The following is a 24,318-nucleotide window of genomic DNA, read 5'->3' as shown; positions in this document are numbered from 1 at the left end:
CTCCTAGTCGCCTTCCTTAGTCCTGCGGGAGTAAAGGCAGCGGTGAGACCCCGGAGCGCGGAGCGTAGGGAGGCTCACCAGCCGCCCACGGAAAGCGGAGTGTATTTCCGTAGCGGTAGTTACGTCGGAATCTATAGTAAAAGCGATAAATACTGCTTATTGAGCCAATGTGAAAATGACCCAGTTGTCCTACTCCAGCTCACATTTCGGGTGGTTTTTGACGTGCTAGCTTTGCTATCACTACACGGAAGTGAATAGTTTCATTTGAATCACGAAACTAACAAAATAGGCACTTCTTTAAAACAAAATGATTTACGTTTTGCCTCACATCGGGTATAATAACTTTTGAACTTAATAAGACGTTCCTTCAGGGCAGGGTGTAATTCCCGACCGGCGGTAATAAGAGTTTTCTTTAGTCCGCGAGCCGTTGTAACGGTAGGATCTGGTGAGATTCCGGAACCGACAGTAAAGTCTGGATGGGAGAAGGATGATGTTTGACGGCGTACCTCTGTGTAAATGAGAGGAATTTTTACGTCGCCTAACTTTCATGTGAAGCAATAAAGCCCAAGGGATAACACACCTTGGGCTTTATTTAGGTTTACTTGTCAAACATCATCAGAGCAACCCAAATCTTTTAAAATGAGGTGATCTGATGCGTACAACGTCTTTGAAAAAAACGGTCACAATTGCTTTACTCTCAGCTATTGCTTTTTTAATTATGTATATCGCCTTTCCATTACCATTAATGCCAACCTTTTTAACTATTGATTTAAGCGATATTCCTGCGATTATTGGCGCGATCCTTTTCGGACCGGTTGCAGGCATTATTATTGAGGCTTTAAAGAATCTCTTGCATTATGCGACAACGGGCGGGATTCCGATTGGTGAATTAGCGAATTTCGTTGCTGGAAGTGTTTTGATTATCACGGGGACTTTTATTTATAGAAGAAGGGAAACCATGCGTTCTTTACTTATTGGGCTTTGCTTAGGCACCCTTATTATGGCCGTTCTCATGAGCATTGCCAATTACTTCGTGATCTATCCCGCTTATGCAATCTTTATGGGCTTCCCTGTTGAGCAACAAATTCAATTGGCTCAGGCTGCCAATCACTCAATACATGACCTGTTTTCCTTAATTATTTTAGCGGTATTACCGTTTAATATTATAAAAGGAATCCTTGTGACCTTAATTTCCATCCCACTATGGGTAAGATTACGCCCTCGTCTTTTAAGGAACTCCTGACGAAACATTTAGCCCCACTCTCACTTTTTAGCAAAGTGTTTCTTACTCATACGTTTTAATACAGATAAAAAACACGCCAAGAGCCTAAAAGCCCTTGACGTGTTTTTTCTATTTAATAAACGTATGCAGTACCGACAATAATCAATAAAATAAACAACACAACAATTAACGCAAAGCCATTACCTGCACCAAATCCTGCAGTTTCACTCATGAAGCATCTCTCCTTTTAAAAGTTGTTCATAAACGAATAGCCCATAGGGAACAAGGACAACAACAGTAGGCTATCTCGCGACCTGAACAATAATAAATACTTTCAATAGGCATTGTATGCACATCATCAGTGTTGGTGTTGATTATCATGATTTTTGGGCAGAAACCTAAGGATGAATATCCATGTTAAATTGTTTATTTATACGGTTTCTAAGGGCCTCCCAATAAGTAGAGGAGAGTGTTTCCTTTCCGCCCCTAAGGATTTCTGTGACATAAAGTTCTGTAGGGCGTCCCTCAGGCTGCTTGTCAATGACAATAAACGTTAAGGCTTGGACCCTTTCACCTTTTTCATTTTCTATATCAACAATTGAAGGGCGATAATGTCCAGCTTCGACACCCTCTCGGATAAAAAGGTAATTTAGTGTATCCTCGTTTATTTCATAAAGTTTTCCTTCGACATTTTGATCCCCTTCTACTATATCGGCAGCGTTTCCATTTTCACCCTTCATCGTAAACTTCAAGGCATAATGATGCTTGGTTCCTCGTCCTATGCAAACTTGGAAACCATGGTCCACTCCTGCTAGCCTAAATCTTTCATGATCCATACAGGAGCCGTATGCAAAATATAAGTAAAGATCTTTATTCGTAAGATACTGGGCAACCTTCCAATCTTGAAAAGGGACGACTTCACGACATTGACGCTTGGATTTATCCGAAAATACATAGACCTGTGCTTGGAAGCTCCCCTTATCAGTATATACTTCCAATGTTTCACGAAGATATAAATGACCATTTGAAGACTTACGGTTTTCTGCCCATTCATCAATACGCCGGAGGATCGTGTCAGAGACTTCATAAATTTCCCCATACACAAAACCTGTACCCTCAACCATTGCGGGCACATCCGCTACCGTTTTATAGAGTGTTCCCTTCGTCCAAGCCTGCTCGACTTTTCTTTCTATACCCGAAAGAAAGGCATTATGCTGAGGCTCGGTAGACAATAGCTCACCGTAAACAAATAAAAGTGTCCCCATTTTCCTTACTCCAATCTGCTATTCTTTAACCGCTCCATTTTGCTTTTCCCATGGCTGATTCAACGTAAACACTTCAGAAAATCTCCGACTATCTTCTCTTCGGATTCTACGGATTTCCCGGCGCCCCTCAGCACTTTCAAAAAGCATCTTTTCTTCATCTGTTTCTGGGATCACGGGAGGAACAATATCTGGTCTCCCATCTTCACCAAGCGCAACAAAAGTTAAGAACGATGTGGCACATAATTTACGCTCTCCCGACAACAAGTCCTCTGTAATAACTTTCACAAACACTTCCATCGATGTTTTATGCGTATAAGTCACAAATGACTCAAGGCAAACAGAAGCCCCTTCCTTAATCGGACATAAAAAATCAACCGAGTCTGTTGAAGCTGTAACCACTGGTTTTCGGGCATGACGAATAGCCGAAAGTGCCGCTAAATCATCTATGTAAGACATTAATTTCCCACCAAACATCGTGCCATGATAATTAGTATCTAATGGTTGTACATGAGCCGCTTTGACCGCTCGGGATTCATTAATATATTTTCCTTCCAAATAGAGCACTCCCCTTCATTTCTTTCTCCAGTATATAAGAGCCCTTAGTAAAAACGCAATATAACCTCCTTTCATTCCAATAAAGACTACTGCCCTTTCCCATAGTAGAGGCATTTAATGAGAAAACTTGGCTTTTACTTCTGCGCTTGCTAAGCACAGCATGATGTTCGTGCTTTACCACTCACACATTAAGGGTTTTGCCCAGCCTTAATGACGAAGGCAAAAGTTACACATATAAGGTCTTCCATTAAGTTATACGCTGACATTATAGGAAAACGGGCATCAGCAGGCTAAAGGCAAGCAGAATCAACACCCGTTGATTGGAACATAAAGTGCTCGGGCTCCTTCGCGAACAAAAACCAGCGTGACTTCATGAGTCAACTTCGAGTTATTCCGAGAAAGCTGACTTCTAAGCAATACGCGTAAATGCAGGAACAGTGGACTTTTACTCATAATTACTTTGGAACACAAAGAGTCCATCCCAAGTTAGCTGAATCCTTGTCCCTGGTAAACAAGCAGCAAACTCTTTCTACCTTCGTAAACCTCCTGAATATCTCCTCTATAGGCGTTTATTGGATTTCCTATAGAGGAGGCTTTATCCATTTTTATGAACATCCTGTGACAACTTGTCCAAAAACACATTTTGTAATATGGCTGTAATTGTCTTTTTACTGTTTTGTTATCTCAAGCGTCTAGAATCGCATAAGTACTCCGGAATAGGTATAAAGGAGGAGTTTTAAAATGAAATGGCTAACCAAAGGCGTCTTATTGATGCTCATTGTCTTCACCTTGTTTTTAATCCCAAAAACATCATTAGCAGCAGGTAAACAGAGTGTTTCTGATTTATTTATACCTGAAGTCCACGGTCATCTCCCTATAAGTTCAAATAATAAAGATGATGACCTTGATAAACATGCAACTTATCTAAAAAAAATACCGCATTCCCATTATCATAAATCGGCTAAAGAGTACATGAAAAAAATCGCAGATAAGCAGCATAAAAAGAACACTATAGAAGTGAAAGCGACCGCTTATACTGCTCAGTGTAAAGGATGTAGTGGTATAACCAAATCAGGATATGACCTAGAAAAACATCCTCAAGCAAAGGTCATCGCCGTTGACCCAGACGTTATTCCATTAGGCTCAACCCTTTACGTTCCTGGTTACGGTGTCGCAAAAGCCGCAGATACAGGCGGAGCAATCGACGGTCATCATATTGATGTTTATTTTCACTCCAATCAAGACGCACGTGAATGGGGCGTCAAACATATGAACGTGACCATTCTTTCTTCATAAAAGCAGCCCCTTATTGGGCTGCTTTTGCTTTTGGAGCCTAGCTTATGATTTCACCTATTACATTAATGCCAAAGCACAGTAAACCACAGAAGAAATCATCTGTGGTTTAAAAGTATAGCTTCTCAATTTTTCACGTGATTAGAAAGAACAGCATTTTGATGAATGACCTCTTTATACCACTTCGCACTGTCCTTTAACAGCCGCTCCTGTGATTCATAGTCAACATAAACGATACCGAAACGTTTAGAATAACCAAAGGCCCATTCAAAGTTATCTAGGAACGACCAGACAAAATAGCCTTGGAGATTCCCACCTTCTTGAATAAATTGATGAGCAGCACGAAAATGGCCATCTAAAAACTCTATGCGATCTTCATCATGAATTTCTCCGTTGACCACCTGATCATCGAACGCTGCACCATTTTCGGTAACATAGAGTGGGATGTTGCTGTAATCTTTTTGTATCCTCTTTAATAAATCATAAAGTGCTTCTGGATGAATACTCCAATCCATTGCCGTCTTCTTGCCTTCGTCCGGGACCTGTTCAACATTAAAAAGTTGATCATCCTCACTATGGATCACCACATTGGGTTGATAGTAATTGATCCCTAAGAAATCAATAGGTTGACTGATCACTTGTAGATCATGGTCTTGGATGAAGTCAATGGTCCCAAATCGCTTGGTAAAAAGATCTATCATATCCTGTGGATAGATTCCTTTAAAAACAGGGTCCAAGAAAATGCGATTAATAAATCCGTCAGAACGGTGAGCGGCTGCGACATCCTCTGGCTTGTCGGTCCCAGGATACGTCGGGGCTAAATTCAATGTAATTCCAATTTGTCCTTCTTGACTATAATTTCGATAGGCTTGAACAACTCTCCCATGAGAAAGGAGAAGATGATGTCCCACTCTTAATGCTTCATGCCAATCTCGATGGCCTGGAGCATGAATCCCTAACCCATGACCTAAAAAAGCCGCACACCACGGTTCGTTATGAGTAATCCATTTATTCACATCTTGACCGAGTTCTCGAAAAAGCGTCTCTGCATATTCGACAAAGTGATCAACTGTTTCTCTATTGGCCCAGCCTCCTCGGTCTTGAATCCATTGCGGAAGGTCCCAATGATAAATGGTAGCCACCGGTTCAATATCATATGAATGAAGTAATGTCACAAGGCGCCTATAAAATGCAAGGCCTTTCTCGTTATAATGCCCTTCCTTAGGGAACAGACGAGACCAAGCAATCGAAAAACGGTATGATTTCAATCCTAATTCAGACATTATCTTGATATCTTCTTCGTATCGATGAAAATGGTCACAAGCAACCTTGCCATCATGTCCCGCAAAAACATGACCCGGCATTTGGCAAAAGCGATCCCAGATCGACTCTCCTCGCCCATCTTCATTAAAACCGCCCTCTATTTGATAGGAGGCTGTTGCTGCTCCCCACAAAAAATTTTTTGGGAATTTTAGCATGTTCTCTCCCCCTTAATGGACTGTGTCAACCTCTTCATAATGATGGCAGGCCACAAAATGTTGATCAACGGCTTGCTTAAGTTCAGGCATCGTCTCGCGGCAAACAGCTGTCGCTAATGGGCAACGGTTAACGAAGGGGCACCCTTTTCGTCCCTCTGATAGATCCGGGGCCTCATTATTAGCATCCGTGAGATCAATTTGGGTATCGCTACCAGGTGTTGCCGCTAATAGTAAACGCGTATAGGGATTTAAAGGCCGTTTAATCAGTTCCTTAGACTCTGCAATCTCCATCACTTTCCCACCATATAACACCATGATGCGGTCACCAAAGTAACGCGCTGACGCTAGATCATGGGTAATATATAAATAGGACAAACCTAAATCTCTTTTTAGATCGTTCATGAGTTGAAGAATGCCTGCCCGTATCGAAACATCCAACATCGAGGTAGGTTCATCGGCGACGATGAATTTGGGATTGACAGCTAAAGCGCGAGCAATCGCCAGACGTTGCCGCTGTCCTCCAGAGAGTTCATGTGGATGCTTTTTTCTAATTTCCGCAACCGGCGTGAGACCAACTTGTAACAATAACTCCGTCACTTTTTGATCCAATGCCTTGCCTTTATACCCTTGATGTTTCCTCAATGGGAATTTCAAATGGCCTTCAATCGATCTGACCGGATTGAGGGAGCCAAAAGGATCTTGGAAAATCATTTGTGCCACTTGTCTATAGTTTTTAAGGTCTCTTCCCTTGATATCATTAATTTTCTTACCCTGTACAGTTACTTGACCTTCCGTTGGTTTCAATAGTCTGACAAGCGCTCGACCAATGGTCGTTTTACCACTTCCAGATTCTCCAACTAAGGCAAGTACCTCACCCTTTTTAATCTCAAGATTGACCTTGTCGACGGGTGTAATAAATTTGCTCTCTTTATTTCCACGAACAGGAAATTTAATGACGAGATCTTCAACTTTAACTAATGTAGAGGATTGACTCAAGATTTCCACACCTCATTTCTGAACCGTTTCATAGAGATGACATTCAATATCTCTAGTGTCAACGTGTCTCATTTCTGGTCGCTTTTTTTTGCAGAGTTCATTCGCATACCGACAGCGGGGGTGATAAGCACACCCTGTTGGCAATTCCACTAAATTAGGTGGGTTCCCAGGGATTCCTTCAATGGTCACCTCTTCCGCCGTTAAATGAGGAATTGCCCGGATCAGACCTTCAGTATAGGGATGATGTTCCTTTGCATTCATAAGTGAGTGACTATCCGTGACCTCTATAAATCGCCCGGCATACATGATAGCCACCTTCGAAGCCAATTCAGAAACTAAGCTAAAGTCATGACTAATAAACAAAATCGCAAATTTCTTCACCTTTTGGATTTCCTTTATCTTATCGAGGATCGAGCGCTGAACGACCACATCTAACGCTGTTGTCGGCTCATCCATGATGACTAGCTTTGGATCCAAAGCAATGGCAATGGCAATAACCACCCGTTGCCTCATGCCACCTGACAATTCATGGGGATAACTTTTAAGATATCTCGGATCAATGCTGACAACGTCCATCAGCTCTCGGGCTCTTTTTTTCGCTTCCTTTTTAGACATCGACTTATCATGGCTCAGGAAGACATCCAATATTTGATCTTCTACTGTCAAAACAGGATTTAAAGCGTTCATAGCACTTTGAAAGACCATGGCCATTTGACTCCAACGGAACTTTCGCAATTCATTTTTAGTTAAAGAATAGACATCCTTTCCCATCACCTTTATCGTTCCGGAGGTCAACACCGCATTATTCTTCATCAGATGCATGATGGCATTTCCCAATGTCGATTTTCCTGAACCTGATTCTCCTATGAGTCCCACAATCGTATTTTCATAGATTGTCAAAGAAACATCATTGACCGCCTGAACCATGCCTGCTGGCGAATCATAGCCTACGGAAACATGTTGTAATTCAAGAACGGGCTGCTTTTCTTCCATGTTGCTTCCTCCTTTTTTGAACCTTTAATCGAGGATTGGTGATCTGATCAATGGCGAAGTTCATAAGGACGAGACTTAATCCAACCAAAGCAATACCGACACCTGGAGGAATGAACCACCACCACGCCCCTCGGAGCAAAGCACTGTTTGAGCTTGCCCAATAGAGCATCGTTCCCCAACTGGTTGAATTAATGTCCTCAAAGCCCAAAAACGCTAGCCCGGCTTCCGCTAAGATAGCCCCTAAAGTCGCAAACATAATATTTCCTGCGATAATCGACATCATATTTGGGCAGATTTCAGTGATCATGATGCGAAGGGAAGACTTCCCAGACATTTTAGCCGCTGATATAAAATCACGACCAGCAAGCGTCATCGTTTGAGAACGGAACACACGCGCGCCCCAAGCCCAACCTGTGAAGGCAATAATTAATCCATTAACATAAGGGGTTGATGCCTTGAGATAAGCTTCTATAACAATAAGCAAAGCAAGTCCTGGAAGGACCAAGAAAAGGTTTGTGATAAAACTTAAGATGGCATCTGTAATGCCTCCTCGGTAACCTCCAATAACGCCAAAGATCAACCCGATAATGGTGGAGAGAATCCCGGCACCAAAGCCGACAATCATCGTATTACGAGCACTAAAAATAAATTGCGAGAAAAGGTCTTGTCCCGTATTCGTTGTGCCAAACCAATGATGCGCAGTTGGAGCCAAATTAGGATCATAAATCGCTGCACTAGGTGAATAAGGCGCAATTAAAGGCGCAAAAATGGCCGTGAGTAGAAAGACTAAAAAGATAATGAAACCCGTTGCAGATTTCGCATTTGTAAAAAAAGGTTTTAAAACTTTTAAAGCACTAAAAAGATGAAAGGATGACTTAACATTCTGTTGTGCTGATGGTGTGATCTCAGCCTTCATTACGCAACCCTCCTGTGCGAATCCTTGGATCCAATCGGCTGTACAACAAATCCACAATTAAATTAGCAACGAGAACAGAGACAGCGATCAAAAGAAAGGAGGCCTGAATCATCGGGAAATCCTGCGAAGTGACCGCAGAAGTTAATTGATTCCCAATACCGGGATAGGAGAAGACCTGTTCTGTTAGAATTGAACCACTGACAACATTTCCGATTGCAATTGCAAAGCTTGTTAATTGTGGAAGGATCGCATTGCGCGCAGCATAGGAGAACATCAATCTTGAAGAACTGACCCCTTTTGCCTCTGCAAATGTGACGTAATCCTCACCAAGAGTATTGATCATATTGTTACGCATACCGACAATCCAACCACTTAAAGAACCGAGTAGAAGCGTCACTCCAGGGAGAAAGGCATGAGATAACACACTTGATAAATACGTACCATTAAAGCCAGGTGTAATGGCTGGATCATAGCCATGAGACATTGGAAACCAATTTAATTTAAAACCAAAAATAAAGACGAATAGCAAAGCCATCCAAAAATAAGGCATCGCTTGAAAGATCATAGAGACGACAGGCAATGTATTATCTAATAAGCCTTTTCTCTTCCATGAAATATAAACCCCTAATGTTGTCCCAACGAAAACAGAAAGTAAGGTCGCTATCCCTACTAAACCTAAGGTCCATGGCACACTTGCTTTAATCATATCACTGACAGGCGTCGGATATTGCATGAACGAGAGACCCCAATTGAATGTAAATAAACCATGAAGATAATCGATGTATTGATGCCATAAATTTGATTGACCGATGCCATAAGCCTTTTTCATGGCGTCTAGCGCTGCTGGTGTTAACTGCCCTTGAAACTTGGCAAACATAGCATCAGCAGGGTTTCCTGGCATCATCCTCGGCAATATAAAATTGATAGTAATAGCCGCCCATAGTGATAGGACAAAAAAACCAAGGCGATGAATGACGTATCGCATTGTTTCCCCCCTCTGTTGTAGTGAGAATGGTGCTAAAGTCAAAGTGTTTCTGCATCCTCTTCCTCACCTTTTAATCTAGGAAAAAGGGAACCCCCTTTTTCCTAGAACAAGTTTAGTTAGCTGGTTTGAGTTTAGATAGAACGATGGCTGGTGCTGGCCAGTTAAATGGTGCTGGGTTGGCATAAGCATTATCTTCTGTAGGCCAGCCTGTATAATTTGCCGTTCGGTATTCGTACCAAACTGGTCCATTGACGAGCGGAATGACTGGCATGTTATCAACCATGACATTTTGTAAATAATTGATTGCTTCTTTTTGTTTCCCTTCGTCAGTTGTCCCTTGGAATTGTTTTAGAGCAGCATCCGTCTTAGGATCATTCCATTTTTCCAAATTCCAACCACCATGACTATTGAGCATATCCTGATACTGTTTAAAAGGATCAGGACCTGAGTTGGTCCAAGAAATCGCTAATTCATATTTGCCACCTTGAACATTCGATGTATAAGCCGCTTGCTCAGGCTGCTGGACTTTGATTTCAATCCCAATAGCTTTTAATTCCTGAGAAATTAATTGTGCCATCGTGGCCCAGTCCGTCCAACCGGAAACCGTTTGCAAAGTAAAGGACAACTTCTTACCATCAGGAGAAACAAAGATACCGTCACTGCCTTTTTTATAGCCAGCATCTTCTAGTGTTTTAACCGCTTTATCCTGATTCAATTCAAATTTCAGTTTATCTTCAGGAATGCTTGGATCAATCCATTTTTCATCTCTAGGTAAAAGTAATGCTGTTGTACTTGGGAGTGGATCGTAACCCGAAGCCGCTTGATCTGAAAGTTTTTGACGATCGATGGCTAAGCTGATTGCTTTACGAACATTAACATCCTTTAAAAGTGGATTTGTGAGATTTGGATACAATGTCACGTTATTACTTGCTGGGAACCAATATTTGTTATGGTCTTTATCCGCAGAAACATACACTTTGTCAGCGTCAGGAATAAATATCCCCGCCCAATCAAGCTCACCTTTAGTCAAAGCTAATTGCTCACTATCATTCCCACTGTAAGCAGGGAATTGTAATTCTTTAACAGCATATTCACCATCATAGAAATCCGGATTCGCTTTCATTTTATAAAGTTGTGGTGTAAAACTTTCTAATAAGTATGGACCCGTTCCTACCGGTTTTGTCACTTTTGCCTTCGATGGATCTCCAAGATCCTTCCAAATATGTTGTGGGACAATATCGGTGCCTAAAATATAACTTTCAAAAGGAACATTGGCTTGGTCGAAGTTAAAGGCCACTTGATTATCGCTTTGTTTTTTTACAGATGAGACTTCTTTCCATATTCCATTGGAATCAGCGGCCGGATATTTTTTCAACAAGTCAAATGTAAAAACAACGTCATCCGCTGTAAAGGCTTCACCATCTGACCATTTCACATTGTCTCGAAGCGTTGCGACTAATGTTTTATTATCATTTGTCCATTCATATTTAGTGGCGAGCATTGCGGTATCCTTGCCACTAATAGGATCAAGATAATAAAGGGGCTGATAAATCAAACCGTTTGTACCACCTGTAGCATTTGGAGAAAACGGATTAAAGTTTTCTTGCCATTGACCTGCTGGCGATAGCCCAATAACTAATGGTTTGGCAGCGCCACCTGAACCTGATTTGTCTTTACTCCCTCCACTGGACGTTGCAGAAGACCCTTTATCCGAGCATCCGACAAGGACCAAAGTCAAGGCTAAAATCAACATTAGAAAAAGCGAAGCCTGTCTTTTGATTTTTCTTTGCATTTTCTTTCACTCTCCCCCTTAGTTTGTACGAAAACGGTTAAGTAACTAATTAAATGGAATAAAAGCGCTGTGATGTATATAGTGAACCGCTTTCATTTATGGTATTAAGAATATTCCCTTTGATACCCGCCTCACCTCCTTTAAGGAATACCCCTTTTATAACCTTTTCTTATTATGCTTTATGCTCTTTTCACCACGGTATCTCGCACCACCAATTCCACACTGACGGTGACCGGTGTCGGAAAATAGGGTGAACCATTCATTAATTTTAAAAGTTCCTTTGCTGCTAACTGTCCCATGACATCTTTTTTCTGCTTAATTGTCGTTAATCTCGGTGCGATATACTTCAGGAGATTGATATCATCAAAACCAATGACAGAAATATCTTCGCCTATTTTTAATTTTTTTTCTCTTATCGCTTGCATCGCCCCGATGGCCATCATGTCTCCGGCACAAAAAAGCGCTGTCGGTAAATGTTTACTTTCTAACAATTTTTTTGTTGATTGATAACCACCTTGTTCAGAAAAGTCACTAGCTAAAATCCATTTAGATAAAATCGGTAACCCATGCTTTTCCATTGCTGTTTTGAAACCAATAAGGCGATCATGCCCTGGCTTAGTTGCAAAGACATCCGATATATAGGCAATATCTCGATGCCCCATTTCCACAAGGTAATCAACAGCCATTATCGCCCCGGCTATATTATCAGAACTTAAGTAACTTGCTCTCGGCCCCATAAGATCGAGATCGATGGAAATACAAGGGATCTCACTTTTGATAAGACTTGCAAGCTTGGGATCGGTTCGGGGGACACCTAATAAAAAGAGGCCATCCACATTCCGATCTTTTGCTCTCTCTTCAAAGCTTAACGCCTGATTATTCGGTTGATTATTAGCAAAAAAAATAAGATCATATCCGTGTTCGCCAATTACATCCTTAAAACTGGCTAAAATATCTTGTAGAAAGGGATGCCGAAAGCCTGAATTCAAATGGTCCTGAAAAAAGACACCAATGGTTTTCGATTTTTTTGTCGCTAAGCCTCTCGCTAATGAGTTAGGCTGATACCCTAATTCCTCTGTAATTCTTTTGACCTTTTCAATAGTTTTCGCACCTACATCAGCTCTCCCATTTAATACTTTGGAAACAGTTGCTGCAGATACACCCGCCTTTTTGGCTATGTCATATATAGTTGGCATGTTCTTACTCCTCCGAAACCGGTTACGTTAGACCTATTATTAATCAAAATTTTTCATTTGTAAAGGCTTTCAATTAATTTTTTTATAAAAATTTAATGAAAAATTAAAGAAACCCCTAAAATACGAGGTTTCTCGCCAATACAATTTTTATTTTAGGCTTTCTAAAGTAAAAAATTTTCGTAGTTGATATAGATTCCGACGTAATGGGTAGACGGATTTCCTCTCCAGGTCGCTCGCTTTCCTCATGCCCACAGGACGTGGGTAGGATCGGTGTTCGACGCACAGGAAGTGCTAGCTTCGGCGGTGTCACACGGACGTGACGGTCTTAGCCGAAGTTCCTTAATGACGTGACGATTTTAACCGATCGTCCTTAGTGCCTCAGCTAACTTGGGAATGGACTATTTTGTTCCCAAGTATTTATGAATAAAAATCTCCTGTTCCTGCGTCTACTCGTACCGCTTCGCAGTCAGCTTTCTCGGAACAACTCGAAGTTTATTCGAGAAGTAACGCTGGCCCCGTTCCCGAAGGAGCCAGAGCGCCTTTCGCTCCAATCCACTTGATGGCAATCGAAGCTTTTTGAGCGGTTTCACAGGAATTAATTCAATGAATTTCTTTTTTTTTGCTATGCACCCAAGCTAGCGAAGGAAATACACGGAGACTCAAAAAATCGTAAAAACCACGATTTTTCTGCGAGGATTACTCTCCTAGTCGCCTTCCTTAGTCCTGCGGGAGCAGAGGCCTAGGTGAGACCCCTATTTCACCCCAAAAAACAAAAAGCGTTTTTCGGGGACCCCGGTATTTTGCGGAGCGCGAGGAGGCTCACCAGCCGCCCGCGGAAAGCGGAGTGTATATCCATAGCGGTGTTTTATGATTGACGTCGGAATACCCTTCAATTACAACTCTCTAGACGGAATTGAGCCTTTATTTAAAATCATAATCACTTGTTTCGTCTTTCAAAAAATCATTGGCCATTTTTTTCATTTCACTGGATTTACTTCTGTTTCTTAGCATTGTCACTGCGATTGCACCAATTCCTGCTCCCGCAGCCATAGACATTAAACTCCATCGATTTTTCACTATGATCCTCCTCCGTCATAAAGTTTCACCTTAGGATTTGATGTTAGAGGGAAAATCATACTTTAAAGTGTGCGCTCAAAAAGGTTCTCTACAGATAAATTTTTCTAACTTCTTGAAACCACCCCCAATTCTTTTCCATTTTTTGAGGGACATAAAAGAAAATGAAGTTCATCATATTAAGGTTGGGAGGTGACATCAATGACTGTTGGTACTAAAATTCAACAAACGATTGCAAGTTGCGAAAGCACTTTAGCCAACTTAGATAGCTTTGCGCTTGAAACTCAAGACCAAGCCGCTAAGACAACATTTCAGTCCTTAGCTCAACAACAAAGAGCGATCTTAGATCAACTCAATCAACGCTTACAATATGTACAAAATGAAGAACCACAATTCAAACAATAAAAGAGCCTTAAATAAAAAATCGGGCAGTCCACTAACCGTTCTGGACTGCCCTTTTCAGGAGGCATGACATGGTGAAAACACGACTATAAACAGCGAGGAGGTAATGGAGGACATGAAGCTTACGAGAAGCTTTCCTCATGTCCACTAATACTATATTCACGAAATGAAATCCTGTAAAAGACAGACGTGGAGTTTTAGTGAATTGGGTGATTAATCGATTCGATACCGAATTTGGCTACGCTTCTGATGTCGCTCGATCCCTAAGCGAATTAAACGATCAATTAATTGTCGATATTCAACGCCTGTGTGTTTCCACAATAAAGGGAACATGCTAAAAAGTGTAAACCCCGGCATAGTATTGACCTCGTTGACGAAAACCTTATGATCTGATGTTCTAACAAAACAGTCTACTCGCGATAATCCACTACAGTTTAGGGCTTTATAAGCCTTTTTAGCCAATGTCTGAAGCTGAGCCAATGTTTCTTCTTCAACCATGGCGGGGATAATCAAGTTCGTTTCGCCATCCTGGTATTTCGACTCATAATCATAAAAGTCACTCCCCGATTGAATTTCCCCAATCGTTGATAGCTCAAGCTCATCGTTCCCGATGACCCCGATCTCAATCTCTCTAGCCTCAAGGGCCTCCTCAACAACCACTTTTTGATCGAATTGGAAGGCAAGTTCAACACTCCCCATGAAACCCTTCCTATCGTGACTCTTACTAATCCCTATACTCGACCCTAGATTAGCAGGTTTAACAAAACAAGGATAACCAATGAGACCCTCTAACTCCGCTAAAATGTGCTCGCGCTGCTCTGTCCATTCATATTTTGTAAAAGCAAGATAAGCAGCTTGAGGTATACCATGCGCCCTAAAAATATCTTTTGCTAGAACCTTATCCATCGCAACAGCGGAACCCGCAACCCCTGAACCCACGTAGGCAATATCCAGTAATTCAAAGAGCCCTTGCACTGTACCATCTTCTCCATTTGGTCCGTGAAGCAAGGGGAAGACAATGTCAGGTTTGTGCTTTGAAGCATTAATATTTGAAGGCGTTAGCCACTCATTTGCGGAGACTGCTGTTGGGTTTTCATCCAATAACAATTGCTCTTTATACTCCAATGCCCCTGCAATCACGTGTCCTTCTACCCAACGGCCTTTATTCGTAATGTGAACGGGTAACACTTCATATTTTTCTTTGTCGATTGCATTAATCACTGAAAAAGCAGTCTGTAATGAGACCTCATATTCAGCAGATTTCCCACCATATACGATGGCGACTTTTGGTTTGCCGTTCATTCTTTATCCCAACCTTCAATCATTGTCTTCATTAACTTATGAGTTGGACTAGCTTCTCATTCACCTTGATCTTAATTTTAACGATTAACTTCTTTGACGATATTATCTTTTATAAATATAACCTTGTCTGCAACATCAATAAATAAGCCATTCTCAATAACTCCAGGAATAGCATTTAACCAGGACGAGAGGGCTTTTGGGTCATTAATTTTCTTTAAATGTAAATCGACAATAAAGTTCCCACTGTCTGTATAATAAGTCTTACCATCAGAAGTCAAACGTAATACAGGGTTTAACTCTGCTTCTTGAAATTTCTTTAAAGTATGTTTAAATCCAAAAGGTAAGACCTCAACAGGTAAAGGAAATTCACCAAGCTGCGAAACGGCTTTCGAACTATCCCCTACCCATATATTTTTATCTGAAGCTTTGGCTACTATCTTCTCGAAAAGCAGGGCACCGCCGCCACCTTTAATACCACAAAGCGCTGAATCAAATTCATCACAACCATCAATCGTTAAATCCACATGGGCCACTTCATTAAGATCCCTAACCAGAATACCAAGAGATGTGGCGAGTGTTGTCGTTTGCTTAGAGGTAGATACCGTCTGTACCACTAATCCTTTTTCCTTTATCAATTGTGCTAACTTATGTATGGTGAAATAAACAGTAGAGCCTGTACCAAGACCCACTGTCATCCCTTCTTCTATATAAGCTGCCGCGGCTTCTCCAACACGGCGTTTTTCTTCCATTACTGTTTCCATAGCAATACCTCCTTATTCCTTCCGAGCCATCCAAATGAATGTTGTGCGGGCATCAAACTTTTGACATCCGTTACGCTCAAAAATCCTTTGCATAGGTTTATTTTTTTCGCCAGTGGCTCCAATGTATTGGTGCATCCCTATCATCTTTAAATAATATAAACTTTTCAAATGAAAAGGAGCGCCTAGACCTTGTCCCCGCCACTCAGGTAATAATCCAAAATAGAACAGTCTCCCCTCATTCACAGTACCTGGTTCGAGATGAGGAATGGTGATGCCTATAGGCTGGTCATCGATAAATCCAAGCTGGCAGTACTCCTTATAGCGAGGTCCCAATTCTTGTTGCAGACCGATAAAAGTCTCCGTAATAGCCGCGGATTCTCCGGCATTTAACGAGCCCTGTCTCGAGCGTTCCCATACCTCAAGAAAGCAGTGCTGATCGAATTGCTTGATATTCTTTAATGTTATTGGCCTCGTTATTTCATCGGTTAACTCTTGCAAATCCAAATGGTAAAAATATCTTTGACCATTTCTCTTAAATCCTTCTTGCTGGAGTTTCTGAAGTACAGAGGACGTCGTTTGAGTTTGATTCAATGTTATTGTAAAAGAATAAATGCCCTCTTCTTTCACTTCCTTTAAACCCCATTCAATACCGTCCATGAGAGCTGCTTCCTGAAAGTCCTCTGGGAAATCTTCAATAGACAAATAATATGGGTAGCCTTTTAAGACCTTACACCCTGATAAAGGCGTCATAGAAGCACCCCTTTTTCTCGTTCCTTTAACTCCCATTTTACCATAAAGCACAAGCGATGCTTAGGTTTTTCGTTATGATTCTCAAGTTAAGAAAAACTTGCCTTCCGCCAAATCTTAATCAGAGAAGACAAATTTTTCTACGATTTCTTTATGGCTTCGATGGCTTATCCTTTCTTATTCTTTGAGAGAAAACTTACAACAAGTCCTTATCATTAAAGCAAGTTTTTCTAGTGATCTCTTTATTCCTTCGAGGGTTTACACTTTCATATATTTTAAGCTTCTACTAGACTCTCTTCAAAGAATGCAAATGTCCACTCATATTCTTTATTCTTTCAGTAGTTTATGCTTTCTCTTGGAATGGAAAGAGGCTGGGAACAGAAGTATTGGACTCATGAAAGAATCCGAACATTCAGTGAATGAACGGATTTTTATTCATAATGTCCTTATTGGTTAGGATCTTTTGTTGTCGTCTCTTTCTGGTGGACTTTATACTCCTCTAAAAAAGTAATCCGCTCTAACATCGTCGGATGACCATACTCAAAAAACTTTACCAACCCTGGAGGATTCACATCACTTAAACCGGCAACGGATAATTTTTGAAACGCGCTAATCCCATCTTCTTTATCCTGAGTCATTTTAATCGCATACGTATCAGCAGAATGCTCGGCATGTCGTGAAAAGGCATTTTCGATCGGCGTCGCTACAAAAGAGAGCAACGAAATGATGAGTAGCAATATTGGAACAGAAGCCAGATCACCTGTTCCTTTAATGCCAAGAACGCGCCCCCATTTTCTAATCGACCAGGCAAAGAGTTTTGAGGCAATATATAATCCTACAAGGGTCGCAAAAATAGAGCCGATCACACTCCAAATTAAATGGTGTTTAACATAATGCCCCATTTCATGCGCCATAACAAAAAGCACTTCTTTATCGTCTAATCTGTCGAGAGTGGTATCCCATAAGACAATTCGAAGATGTGAGCCAATCCCATTCACATAAGCGTTTAAGCCATTCGTCTTTTCTGACATATTGACTTCATATACATTGTGCGCTGGGATATCGGCTTGATGGGCTAAATCTAATATCTCTGTTTTTAATGGCCCATTTTTAAGCGAATGGAAATCATTGAATAAAGGATCAATCCAAACCGGTTGAATGTAAGTCATAAATAACATAAACGGGATCGCGATAACCCAAACAGGTAACCACCACCGTTTCTGAAAACGTCGGATAAAGAAATACATCACAAGAACTGAACAAAAGGAAATAAGCCAATTAATCCAGAAAGAAACCAGGCTGTCTCGCAACCAACTGCCTAACGGCTGAACCGATACCCCAAAGTGAATAGAGACTTGATGGGCTATGTAATTAATCGGGAGTGAAATCAACCACGTTAATAATGACAGGGCTAGGAAGTAAATCAGCGTGTGAACAAAGGAAAATTTAGAGACATCCTCTGAACGATGTCGCAGCCAACGTGAAAAACCAAAGATAAGAATGAATAAATAAATGCCCCAATCCAATGGGATCGTTAAAAAATAAATTAAGTCTTGAATCCGGGAATAATCTTGACTAAGTGTGATTTGATGGTGGGTCATAAAAATATTAGGGTCTGCAGCTGTCCCCTTGAATTCTGCTGGAACCCCGGGTTGTACCCAAATAAAGAAATACCATAATATAAATAAAATATAAACAGCATATAGGCCTAGAAACCACCAAGCGACCTTCTTCATTATTTTAGACCTCCTTAGGACACCTCAACATTTGAACCTTATTCGATTTAACGATGATTTTTTTGAACAACCTTTATTTAGTTTAAGCTTTTGTCCAACAAAATAGAACCACCGTGTGACTTTTATCCTCAAACGATCAAATGATAAATCACTAATCCGGCTATTGACGTTAAAACAACAAGGGTGATATTCCAGTTAAGGTAGGCGGTCACAAAGGCAATGCTGCCTCCTATAAATCCAAACAAAAAGTCAGGCATCGTCATCTTTAATAAGCTTCCAGAGTTTATAATAAAGATACTTGGAAAGATCAATGCCCCAAGAACCGCGTAAGGGACATTCTTAAGAACAGCTTGAAGAAAAGGTGGAATGGCTTCAGAATGCATCGCGATCAACGGCAATACTCTCGGTACATAAGTCACGATCCCCATACCTAAAATCACCCACATGACACTACTTGTCATGCTGCCCGACCTCCCATTCCTGTGGATCTTTCTTCTTATAGTAAAAGGCTTCTACACCAAAACAAGAACAAAGTGTTGCTAGAACGATGGCCCACCCCGATGAAAGAAAGAGAGATAACATAGAAGACAGAATAGCAGCACTGCTAAATAAAGCCACAACTTTTCTATGCCTTTTTAGGGATGGAACAATAAGGCCAATGAACATTGCATAAAGTGCAATACTCATACTCGCCTTTAAGACACCGGGGAGTCCGGCCCCGATAAAATACCCCACACCAGAGAAAATGACCCAACTCCCATAGGCCATTAGAAGTAAACCCGCCATGAAAACAGGCTTTACTTCCTCTTTTTGCAACGAAGCCACGGAAAATGTTTCATCTGTGACACCATAGGCTACGAGTGCTCGCTTCATTAGTGAACGCTCATAAATTTTTTCACTGAGAGAGGCCGTCATTAAAAAATGACGAATATTAATAATAAAGGTTGCTAAAATGATTTCCAATCCACTCGTTCCTGCTGCAAACATTTGAAGGGCCATAAATTGGGAAGCTCCTGCATAGACAAATAGACTCATACCTATCGTTTCACTAAAGGTGAGCCCTGTTGTTTTCGCAATCAAACCAAAAGTTAATGCAATAGGAATATAGCCAATCGCTATAGGGATCCCAGCCTTACTGCCAGTGCGTAATCCCATGATCGAATGACCCTTTTCTTTATGATAAGATAACAAAAAAACACCCCACCAGTTGTAAAATATATTGTGTTTATTGTATGTTATATTTAACCCTTAATCAAGGAGCGTTTTTAATGGAAAAAGACAATCTAAATCACATTATTGGGAAAAGGCTCAAAGCAATGCGTTTGGAAAGGGGCCTGAGCTTAGATAAAGTGGCTGAACTCACAGGCGTCAGTAAACCAATGCTTGGTCAAATTGAACGCGCACGTTCTAATCCAACAGTAAGTACCCTATGGAAAATCGCCGAAGGGCTTAGAGTGCCATTTACTTCTTTTATAGAAGAAATAAAAAAAGACGTTACTCTAGTTAAAGAATTAGAGGTAACGCCTATAAAGGAAGACCACGAACGTTACAAAGTGTATCCTATATTTCCGATGAAAGGACAAAATCACTTTGAAATGTATAAAATTGATTTACTCCCTACATGCCATTATAATGCCGATCCTCACCCTCATGGAGTGGAAGAATACTTATGGGTCTATAAAGGCCAAATGAACATCCATATCGGAAGCAATACTTATACCGTCAGTGAAGGTGAAGGTATTCGTTATCAAGCGGATCAACCACACAGTTATATAAATACTAGCACCTGTCCCGCTTCACTCATCATGGTGATCGCTTACCCAGTTTTAAACTTATAAAAGTCGCTCCATTACAATGTCTGATTTTGATTACCTGGTATACCATCCTGATCATTTATCGGTGCATCAATCACATCATTATCCATGATATTATTCATCTGATTTATCAAATTAATACCAAATAAAAGGCCATCCCCATAATTGTTTTTCGAATGGGAACTCCAACCTGGTTGATTATTTTCACCAATTGAAACAGAACTGTCACGGTTAATTGCGTTCACATTAATTGCAGCAAAATTGATATTGACTGCCACGGAAATACCTCCCGCCAATATTCACTCCTATTAATATATGTATGGGCATTTCTCCATGGTGTGACACTCCAATGAAGCCTAAGTATCAAGTCGCATTTATCACTTCTCAACATAGTTTATAATGAGGTGATAAAATGGCTGATAAAAAAAAGGAAAAACCGACTTGCGTTCGGTGTGGGCATGTAGGAAGAGAAGATGATAAAAACTGTATCAAGTGCGGGGCTCCTCTCATTAACACCTGCGCTGATGAGCCCGGATTAGTATCTAAGGGGTGTACCTATGTTAATCCCCCAGATGCCGCCTTTTGTGCCAAGTGCGGTCATCCCACATTATTTCACAAGGAAGGCTTAGTCTTCCCTTACCAACCCTCTCCAAAATACCCTATTGAAATAAAGAAATAAGAGGACCGGTTCAAGCGTATCTAGGTCCTCTTATTGACTCAATGAATTTCTGCACGCTTGAAGAGCGACAGGAATCGCATCGTCAAAACGTATTAAATTATTTTTTAAATCTGTAAGGGATGGTGGTCAAGGCAATGTCCTTGGTTCTTACAAGATAAGCCCGAATCAATGTCCCAGATTGATTGTGAAGGAGGCCTTCCCACCATTTTTTTGTATAAAATTGCGGCATTACCACCGTAATTCGAGCCTGGGACGATTCTGTCTTATATTTAATAGTATCAATAAATTTGCTCAACGGTCTTAGGATGCTGCGATAGAGAGAATGAATGGTAACCAGTCGCACACCTGTATCCCACGCTTCCCACTCTTTTTCCATCTGTTCGATCGCTTCCTGACTAAATCCGATATAGACGGCAATAACATTATCTGACAATGACTTGGCGTAAAGAATTGATTGCTCCACGACGGTAGTAATTCCTGAAATAGGGACAATCACAATATTTTCCTTCATGTCTATATCTCGTAATTTTTTTGAAACATCCAGCCGCAATTGTTCTCCCACTGCATTATAATGTTTATGAATGCGATGAAAGATTGCAAGGATTACTGGAAGGAAGATCAGTGATATCCATACCTTTTCAAATTTCGTGACAAAAAAGATAATCAAAATTAAATAACATATCAGGGCTCCTGAAAGATTAATCGCAAGCTTTGTTAACCAGCCTTTTGGCCTTTGGCGTACCCATTTTACAATCATCCCTGTCTGTGATAGTGAAAACGGAATGAATACCCCAACCGCATACAACGGGATCAAGTTTCCAGTATTTCCTCCGAAAAGAACAATCAGAATAATCGATGCCACACCAAGTGTCAAAATACCATTGGAGTAGCCTAATCGATCTCCCCTCGTTGTAAACGGCCGAGGCAAAAACTTATCCTTTGCGAGATTAAAGGCAAGCAAAGGAAAGGCTGAAAAACCCGTATTTGCAGCCAAAATTAAAATGAGTGCTGTTGTTCCCTGAATAAAGAAATAAAATCCGTTTCGCCCAAAAACTTCAGCCCCTAATTGTGATAATACTGTTTGGCTCGCAGAAGGAGTTACCCCATATAAATAAGCCAAAATCACGATTCCCGTAAAGAGCGCACCCAAAATACATCCCATTAAAGTTAAAGTCCGCGCGGCATTTTTAGCAGAAGGCTCTTTAAAACTTGGGATAGCATTAGAGATAGCTTCAACTCCTGTCAATGCCGAGCATCCTGAGGAAAAAGCCTTTAATAATATAAATAGACTGATTCCCATTACAGGTGTCCCTATGCTCGCATGTGTGCTTTCAGGAATATGACCTGTCAACACATGATAAAAACCAAAAAGAATAAGAAAAGCCAGAGCTATTACAAACAAATAAACAGGATAGGCTAGAACTGTCGCCGATTCCGTCAAGCCCCGTAAGTTTAGGATCGTGATGATAATAACAATAATGATAGAAATCAAAACATTGTAAGGGTATAGTTCAGGAAACGCTGACGTAATCGCATCGGTTCCTGCCGAAACACTTACAGCAACCGTCAATATATAATCAATAAGTAGGGAACCCCCTGCAATTAATCCAAAGTTCGTCCCTAAGTTTTCCTTAGCCACCATATAAGCACCCCCACCTTGAGGGTAGGAGTGAATGATTTGCCGATAAGAGAGAATCAAAACACTTAGTAGGATCAACACTCCTACCGCAATCGGTAAAGAGTACCAAAAAGCGATGACACCAAGAACCGCTAAAGCTGTTAAGATTTGTTCAGGACCATAGGCAACAGAGGAGAGGGCATCCGAAGAAAGGATGGCCAGTGCCTTTAACTTATTTAGCTTTTGCCCTTGGAGCTCGTAAGACTTTAATGGTTTTCCAATGAGGATACGTTTTATTTTATTTAGCATCATGTCACCTTCATCAAGTAATTTATCAAAACATCTCCTCTAAATCATCAAACACAAATACGTCACTTAATTCACGCGCTTCACAAAGTATTGCTTTATTTTTCTTCTACGATCCTACCTCATGACCGACGAAGTAAAAGTCGCGTTGACTATTTAACTTGAACCTTTTCCGCCTCGCGTTTAGCGCAATATAAAAAAGCACACAAAAAAACCATCAAAGCGATGGTTTAATAGTCAAGACACATCCCTCCCCAATCAAACGCTGATGGAGTTAGCTGACGGGTTCGGGTTAGAGGAGTTACCCTACCTGATAACAGGATTCACCCCAAGAAAGATTGGGTCCCCCACTCCTTATAAAAAGGATTAAGCGTTAAATATTCATTTGGATGGACCAATTCTACTCCCGGATTAAAACCTTGTCAATATATTTTATAGGAATTTTTTTTATGGGAAATTAGGAAAAAGGTAGAGAATCTAACATTGAGAATAACCGGGAAAAAAGCTTGCCAGGTCCTCTTTTAGACATTGAAAAGGCTTTTACCAATAGGCAGCCCAGCAATTTTAGTTGATTGGAGCGAAAGACGCGAGATTCGGAACACTTATACTCAGTGTGTTCCTCAGCACCGCTGACTCACGGGTGCATAAACTAGAGTCCTTCGGGAACGGGGCCAGCGTGACTTCACGAGTAATCTTCGAGTTGTTCCGAGAAAGCTGACGACGAAGCAATACTCGTAGACGCAGGAACAGGGGTTTTTAGTCATAAACTTGGTAGACCAATTAATCCATTCCCAAGTTAGCTGAGGTCACTAAGGACGATCGGCTAAAAACGTCACGTCATTAAGGAACTTCGACTAAAACCGTCACATCCGTGTGACAACGTCAAAGCTAGCACATCAAACACCCCAAAAAGTTAAGAACACTTTTCGGGGACCCCGATTACCACTCCAATGGTGCGTCGAACGCCGACCCTACCCACATCAAAAAATCGTAAAAACACGATTTTTCTGCGAGGATTATTCTCTTAGCAGCTTTCCTTAGTCGTGTGGGCGTGAGGAAAGCGAGCGACCTGGAGTGGCGATCAACACTATAAGCGTTCAACTTATAATTTCTGATATAAAAAAAGAGGGTGTCCCAAAAGCCTAACGGCTTTTGAGGATACCCTCCACTTTTTAAACCTAAATTATT

At 41.0% G+C, this 24,318-nt stretch carries 24 protein-coding genes and 2 riboswitches; of the genes, 5 read left to right on the top strand and 19 right to left on the bottom strand.

Annotation, left to right across the window (positions count from 1 at the left end):
* The first annotated feature begins 359 nt into the window (after positions 1 to 359).
* A riboswitch (FMN riboswitch) is annotated at positions 360 to 492 on the top strand.
* A 160-nt stretch (positions 493 to 652) separates the two neighbouring features.
* Positions 653 to 1,243, top strand: a complete 591-nt coding sequence (locus tag IEV91_RS19765; RefSeq protein ID WP_188499156.1) for an ECF transporter S component — start codon at positions 653 to 655, stop codon at positions 1,241 to 1,243.
* Between the two features lie 112 nt (positions 1,244 to 1,355).
* Here IEV91_RS19765 and IEV91_RS19760 read toward each other — a convergent pair whose 3' ends face one another.
* The 3 genes from IEV91_RS19760 to IEV91_RS19750 form a co-directional block, all read right to left on the bottom strand.
* Positions 1,356 to 1,454 (bottom strand): YjcZ family sporulation protein, encoded by a 99-nt coding sequence (locus tag IEV91_RS19760; RefSeq protein ID WP_188499155.1) that lies wholly within the window; start codon positions 1,452 to 1,454, stop codon positions 1,356 to 1,358.
* A gap of 166 nt (positions 1,455 to 1,620) precedes the next feature.
* The gene (locus tag IEV91_RS19755) at positions 1,621 to 2,487 is read right to left on the bottom strand and encodes a gamma-glutamylcyclotransferase family protein (RefSeq protein ID WP_188499154.1); all 867 of its coding nucleotides are present in this window, start codon (positions 2,485 to 2,487) and stop codon (positions 1,621 to 1,623) included.
* A gap of 18 nt (positions 2,488 to 2,505) precedes the next feature.
* Positions 2,506 to 3,042 carry an acyl-CoA thioesterase gene (locus tag IEV91_RS19750; RefSeq protein ID WP_229745669.1) on the bottom strand — a complete coding sequence of 179 codons (537 nt, stop codon included), beginning with the start codon at positions 3,040 to 3,042 and terminating at the stop codon, positions 2,506 to 2,508.
* Positions 3,043 to 3,783: 741 nt separating this feature from the next.
* Between IEV91_RS19750 and IEV91_RS22010 the strand changes: the two genes are divergently transcribed.
* The gene (locus IEV91_RS22010; protein WP_188499153.1) at positions 3,784 to 4,338 is read left to right on the top strand and encodes a 3D domain-containing protein; all 555 of its coding nucleotides are present in this window, start codon (positions 3,784 to 3,786) and stop codon (positions 4,336 to 4,338) included.
* 122 nt (positions 4,339 to 4,460) lie between these two features.
* Here IEV91_RS22010 and IEV91_RS19740 read toward each other — a convergent pair whose 3' ends face one another.
* From IEV91_RS19740 to IEV91_RS19705, 8 genes are all read right to left on the bottom strand, one after another.
* Entirely contained in the window at positions 4,461 to 5,813 is a 1,353-nt protein-coding gene (locus IEV91_RS19740; RefSeq protein ID WP_188499152.1) for a GH1 family beta-glucosidase, read from the bottom strand.
* Positions 5,814 to 5,825: 12 nt separating this feature from the next.
* A complete protein-coding gene (locus tag IEV91_RS19735) occupies positions 5,826 to 6,818 on the bottom strand; it encodes an ABC transporter ATP-binding protein (protein WP_188499151.1) in 993 nt (330 codons plus the stop codon).
* A 3-nt stretch (positions 6,819 to 6,821) separates the two neighbouring features.
* Complete coding sequence (locus IEV91_RS19730) at positions 6,822 to 7,802, bottom strand: ABC transporter ATP-binding protein (protein WP_188499150.1); 981 nt, start codon at positions 7,800 to 7,802, stop codon at positions 6,822 to 6,824.
* Positions 7,777 to 8,718: an ABC transporter permease gene (locus IEV91_RS19725; protein ID WP_188499149.1), complete on the bottom strand. Its 942-nt coding sequence runs from the start codon at positions 8,716 to 8,718 to the stop codon at positions 7,777 to 7,779. The genes IEV91_RS19730 and IEV91_RS19725 overlap by 26 nt, the downstream gene beginning before the upstream one ends.
* Positions 8,708 to 9,703, bottom strand: a complete 996-nt coding sequence (locus IEV91_RS19720; RefSeq protein WP_188499148.1) for an ABC transporter permease — start codon at positions 9,701 to 9,703, stop codon at positions 8,708 to 8,710. The genes IEV91_RS19725 and IEV91_RS19720 overlap by 11 nt, the downstream gene beginning before the upstream one ends.
* A 112-nt stretch (positions 9,704 to 9,815) precedes the next feature.
* Complete coding sequence (locus IEV91_RS19715; RefSeq protein WP_188499147.1) at positions 9,816 to 11,495, bottom strand: ABC transporter substrate-binding protein; 1,680 nt, start codon at positions 11,493 to 11,495, stop codon at positions 9,816 to 9,818.
* Between the two features lie 179 nt (positions 11,496 to 11,674).
* Positions 11,675 to 12,691: a LacI family DNA-binding transcriptional regulator gene (locus IEV91_RS19710; protein WP_188499146.1), complete on the bottom strand. Its 1,017-nt coding sequence runs from the start codon at positions 12,689 to 12,691 to the stop codon at positions 11,675 to 11,677.
* A gap of 921 nt (positions 12,692 to 13,612) precedes the next feature.
* Positions 13,613 to 13,768 (bottom strand): hypothetical protein, encoded by a 156-nt coding sequence (locus IEV91_RS19705; RefSeq protein ID WP_188499145.1) that lies wholly within the window; start codon positions 13,766 to 13,768, stop codon positions 13,613 to 13,615.
* Positions 13,769 to 13,966: 198 nt separating this feature from the next.
* On the opposite strand from IEV91_RS19705, the gene IEV91_RS19700 reads away from it, so the two are divergent.
* Positions 13,967 to 14,170, top strand: coding sequence for a DUF1657 domain-containing protein (locus IEV91_RS19700; protein ID WP_188499144.1), 204 nt, complete (start codon positions 13,967 to 13,969; stop codon positions 14,168 to 14,170).
* A 210-nt stretch (positions 14,171 to 14,380) separates the two neighbouring features.
* Here IEV91_RS19700 and IEV91_RS19695 read toward each other — a convergent pair whose 3' ends face one another.
* The 6 genes from IEV91_RS19695 to IEV91_RS19670 all read right to left on the bottom strand — a co-directional run bounded on the left by IEV91_RS19695 (position 14,381) and on the right by IEV91_RS19670 (position 19,868).
* The gene (locus tag IEV91_RS19695) at positions 14,381 to 15,469 is read right to left on the bottom strand and encodes a D-alanine--D-alanine ligase (protein ID WP_188499143.1); all 1,089 of its coding nucleotides are present in this window, start codon (positions 15,467 to 15,469) and stop codon (positions 14,381 to 14,383) included.
* Positions 15,470 to 15,546: 77 nt separating this feature from the next.
* Positions 15,547 to 16,218: a ribose-5-phosphate isomerase RpiA gene (gene rpiA / locus IEV91_RS19690; protein WP_188499158.1), complete on the bottom strand. Its 672-nt coding sequence runs from the start codon at positions 16,216 to 16,218 to the stop codon at positions 15,547 to 15,549.
* 24 nt (positions 16,219 to 16,242) lie between these two features.
* Positions 16,243 to 16,980: a GNAT family N-acetyltransferase gene (locus tag IEV91_RS19685; RefSeq protein ID WP_188499142.1), complete on the bottom strand. Its 738-nt coding sequence runs from the start codon at positions 16,978 to 16,980 to the stop codon at positions 16,243 to 16,245.
* A gap of 443 nt (positions 16,981 to 17,423) precedes the next feature.
* On the bottom strand, positions 17,424 to 18,713 hold the full coding sequence (locus IEV91_RS19680; protein WP_188499141.1) for a M48 family metallopeptidase: 1,290 nt from the start codon (positions 18,711 to 18,713) through the stop codon (positions 17,424 to 17,426).
* Between the two features lie 128 nt (positions 18,714 to 18,841).
* Positions 18,842 to 19,174, bottom strand: coding sequence for an AzlD domain-containing protein (locus tag IEV91_RS19675; RefSeq protein ID WP_188499140.1), 333 nt, complete (start codon positions 19,172 to 19,174; stop codon positions 18,842 to 18,844).
* Positions 19,164 to 19,868 (bottom strand): AzlC family ABC transporter permease, encoded by a 705-nt coding sequence (locus IEV91_RS19670; protein ID WP_188499157.1) that lies wholly within the window; start codon positions 19,866 to 19,868, stop codon positions 19,164 to 19,166. Before IEV91_RS19670 ends, IEV91_RS19675 begins: the two co-directional genes overlap by 11 nt.
* 113 nt (positions 19,869 to 19,981) lie before the next feature.
* Between IEV91_RS19670 and IEV91_RS19665 the strand changes: the two genes are divergently transcribed.
* Entirely contained in the window at positions 19,982 to 20,551 is a 570-nt protein-coding gene (locus IEV91_RS19665; RefSeq protein WP_188499139.1) for a helix-turn-helix domain-containing protein, read from the top strand.
* 11 nt (positions 20,552 to 20,562) lie between these two features.
* Here the strand turns inward: IEV91_RS19665 and IEV91_RS19660 are convergent, their stop codons facing one another.
* Entirely contained in the window at positions 20,563 to 20,805 is a 243-nt protein-coding gene (locus IEV91_RS19660) for a hypothetical protein (RefSeq protein ID WP_188499138.1), read from the bottom strand.
* A gap of 134 nt (positions 20,806 to 20,939) precedes the next feature.
* On the opposite strand from IEV91_RS19660, the gene IEV91_RS19655 reads away from it, so the two are divergent.
* Positions 20,940 to 21,206, top strand: coding sequence for a zinc ribbon domain-containing protein (locus tag IEV91_RS19655; protein WP_188499137.1), 267 nt, complete (start codon positions 20,940 to 20,942; stop codon positions 21,204 to 21,206).
* A 97-nt stretch (positions 21,207 to 21,303) separates the two neighbouring features.
* On the opposite strand, the gene kimA is transcribed toward IEV91_RS19655, so the two are convergent.
* Positions 21,304 to 23,133: a potassium transporter KimA gene (gene kimA, locus IEV91_RS19650; protein WP_188499136.1), complete on the bottom strand. Its 1,830-nt coding sequence runs from the start codon at positions 23,131 to 23,133 to the stop codon at positions 21,304 to 21,306.
* 245 nt (positions 23,134 to 23,378) lie between these two features.
* A riboswitch (cyclic di-AMP (ydaO/yuaA leader) is annotated at positions 23,379 to 23,513 on the bottom strand.
* Between the last annotated feature and the right edge of the window lie 805 nt (positions 23,514 to 24,318).

The sequence above is a fragment of the Pullulanibacillus pueri genome, assembly GCF_014639255.1.
Classification (GTDB): domain Bacteria; phylum Bacillota; class Bacilli; order Bacillales; family Sporolactobacillaceae; genus Pullulanibacillus; species Pullulanibacillus pueri.
The sequence above is the reverse complement of the archived record's forward strand: the minus strand, read 5'-3'. Positions and strand labels throughout refer to the sequence as shown.

Coding starts and splice junctions, on each gene's coding strand:
- IEV91_RS19765 (WP_188499156.1), top strand. CDS start 653: ATGCGTACAACGTCTTTGAAAAAAACGGTCACAATTGCTTTACTCTCA.
- IEV91_RS19760 (WP_188499155.1), bottom strand. CDS start 1,454: ATGAGTGAAACTGCAGGATTTGGTGCAGGTAATGGCTTTGCGTTAATT.
- IEV91_RS19755 (WP_188499154.1), bottom strand. CDS start 2,487: ATGGGGACACTTTTATTTGTTTACGGTGAGCTATTGTCTACCGAGCCT.
- IEV91_RS22010 (WP_188499153.1), top strand. CDS start 3,784: ATGAAATGGCTAACCAAAGGCGTCTTATTGATGCTCATTGTCTTCACC.
- IEV91_RS19740 (WP_188499152.1), bottom strand. CDS start 5,813: ATGCTAAAATTCCCAAAAAATTTTTTGTGGGGAGCAGCAACAGCCTCC.
- IEV91_RS19730 (WP_188499150.1), bottom strand. CDS start 7,802: ATGGAAGAAAAGCAGCCCGTTCTTGAATTACAACATGTTTCCGTAGGC.
- IEV91_RS19725 (WP_188499149.1), bottom strand. CDS start 8,718: ATGAAGGCTGAGATCACACCATCAGCACAACAGAATGTTAAGTCATCC.
- IEV91_RS19720 (WP_188499148.1), bottom strand. CDS start 9,703: ATGCGATACGTCATTCATCGCCTTGGTTTTTTTGTCCTATCACTATGG.
- IEV91_RS19715 (WP_188499147.1), bottom strand. CDS start 11,495: ATGCAAAGAAAAATCAAAAGACAGGCTTCGCTTTTTCTAATGTTGATT.
- IEV91_RS19710 (WP_188499146.1), bottom strand. CDS start 12,691: ATGCCAACTATATATGACATAGCCAAAAAGGCGGGTGTATCTGCAGCA.
- IEV91_RS19700 (WP_188499144.1), top strand. CDS start 13,967: ATGACTGTTGGTACTAAAATTCAACAAACGATTGCAAGTTGCGAAAGC.
- IEV91_RS19695 (WP_188499143.1), bottom strand. CDS start 15,469: ATGAACGGCAAACCAAAAGTCGCCATCGTATATGGTGGGAAATCTGCT.
- rpiA (WP_188499158.1), bottom strand. CDS start 16,218: ATGGAAGAAAAACGCCGTGTTGGAGAAGCCGCGGCAGCTTATATAGAA.
- IEV91_RS19685 (WP_188499142.1), bottom strand. CDS start 16,980: ATGACGCCTTTATCAGGGTGTAAGGTCTTAAAAGGCTACCCATATTAT.
- IEV91_RS19680 (WP_188499141.1), bottom strand. CDS start 18,713: ATGAAGAAGGTCGCTTGGTGGTTTCTAGGCCTATATGCTGTTTATATT.
- IEV91_RS19675 (WP_188499140.1), bottom strand. CDS start 19,174: ATGACAAGTAGTGTCATGTGGGTGATTTTAGGTATGGGGATCGTGACT.
- IEV91_RS19670 (WP_188499157.1), bottom strand. CDS start 19,868: ATGGGATTACGCACTGGCAGTAAGGCTGGGATCCCTATAGCGATTGGC.
- IEV91_RS19665 (WP_188499139.1), top strand. CDS start 19,982: ATGGAAAAAGACAATCTAAATCACATTATTGGGAAAAGGCTCAAAGCA.
- IEV91_RS19655 (WP_188499137.1), top strand. CDS start 20,940: ATGGCTGATAAAAAAAAGGAAAAACCGACTTGCGTTCGGTGTGGGCAT.
- kimA (WP_188499136.1), bottom strand. CDS start 23,133: ATGCTAAATAAAATAAAACGTATCCTCATTGGAAAACCATTAAAGTCT.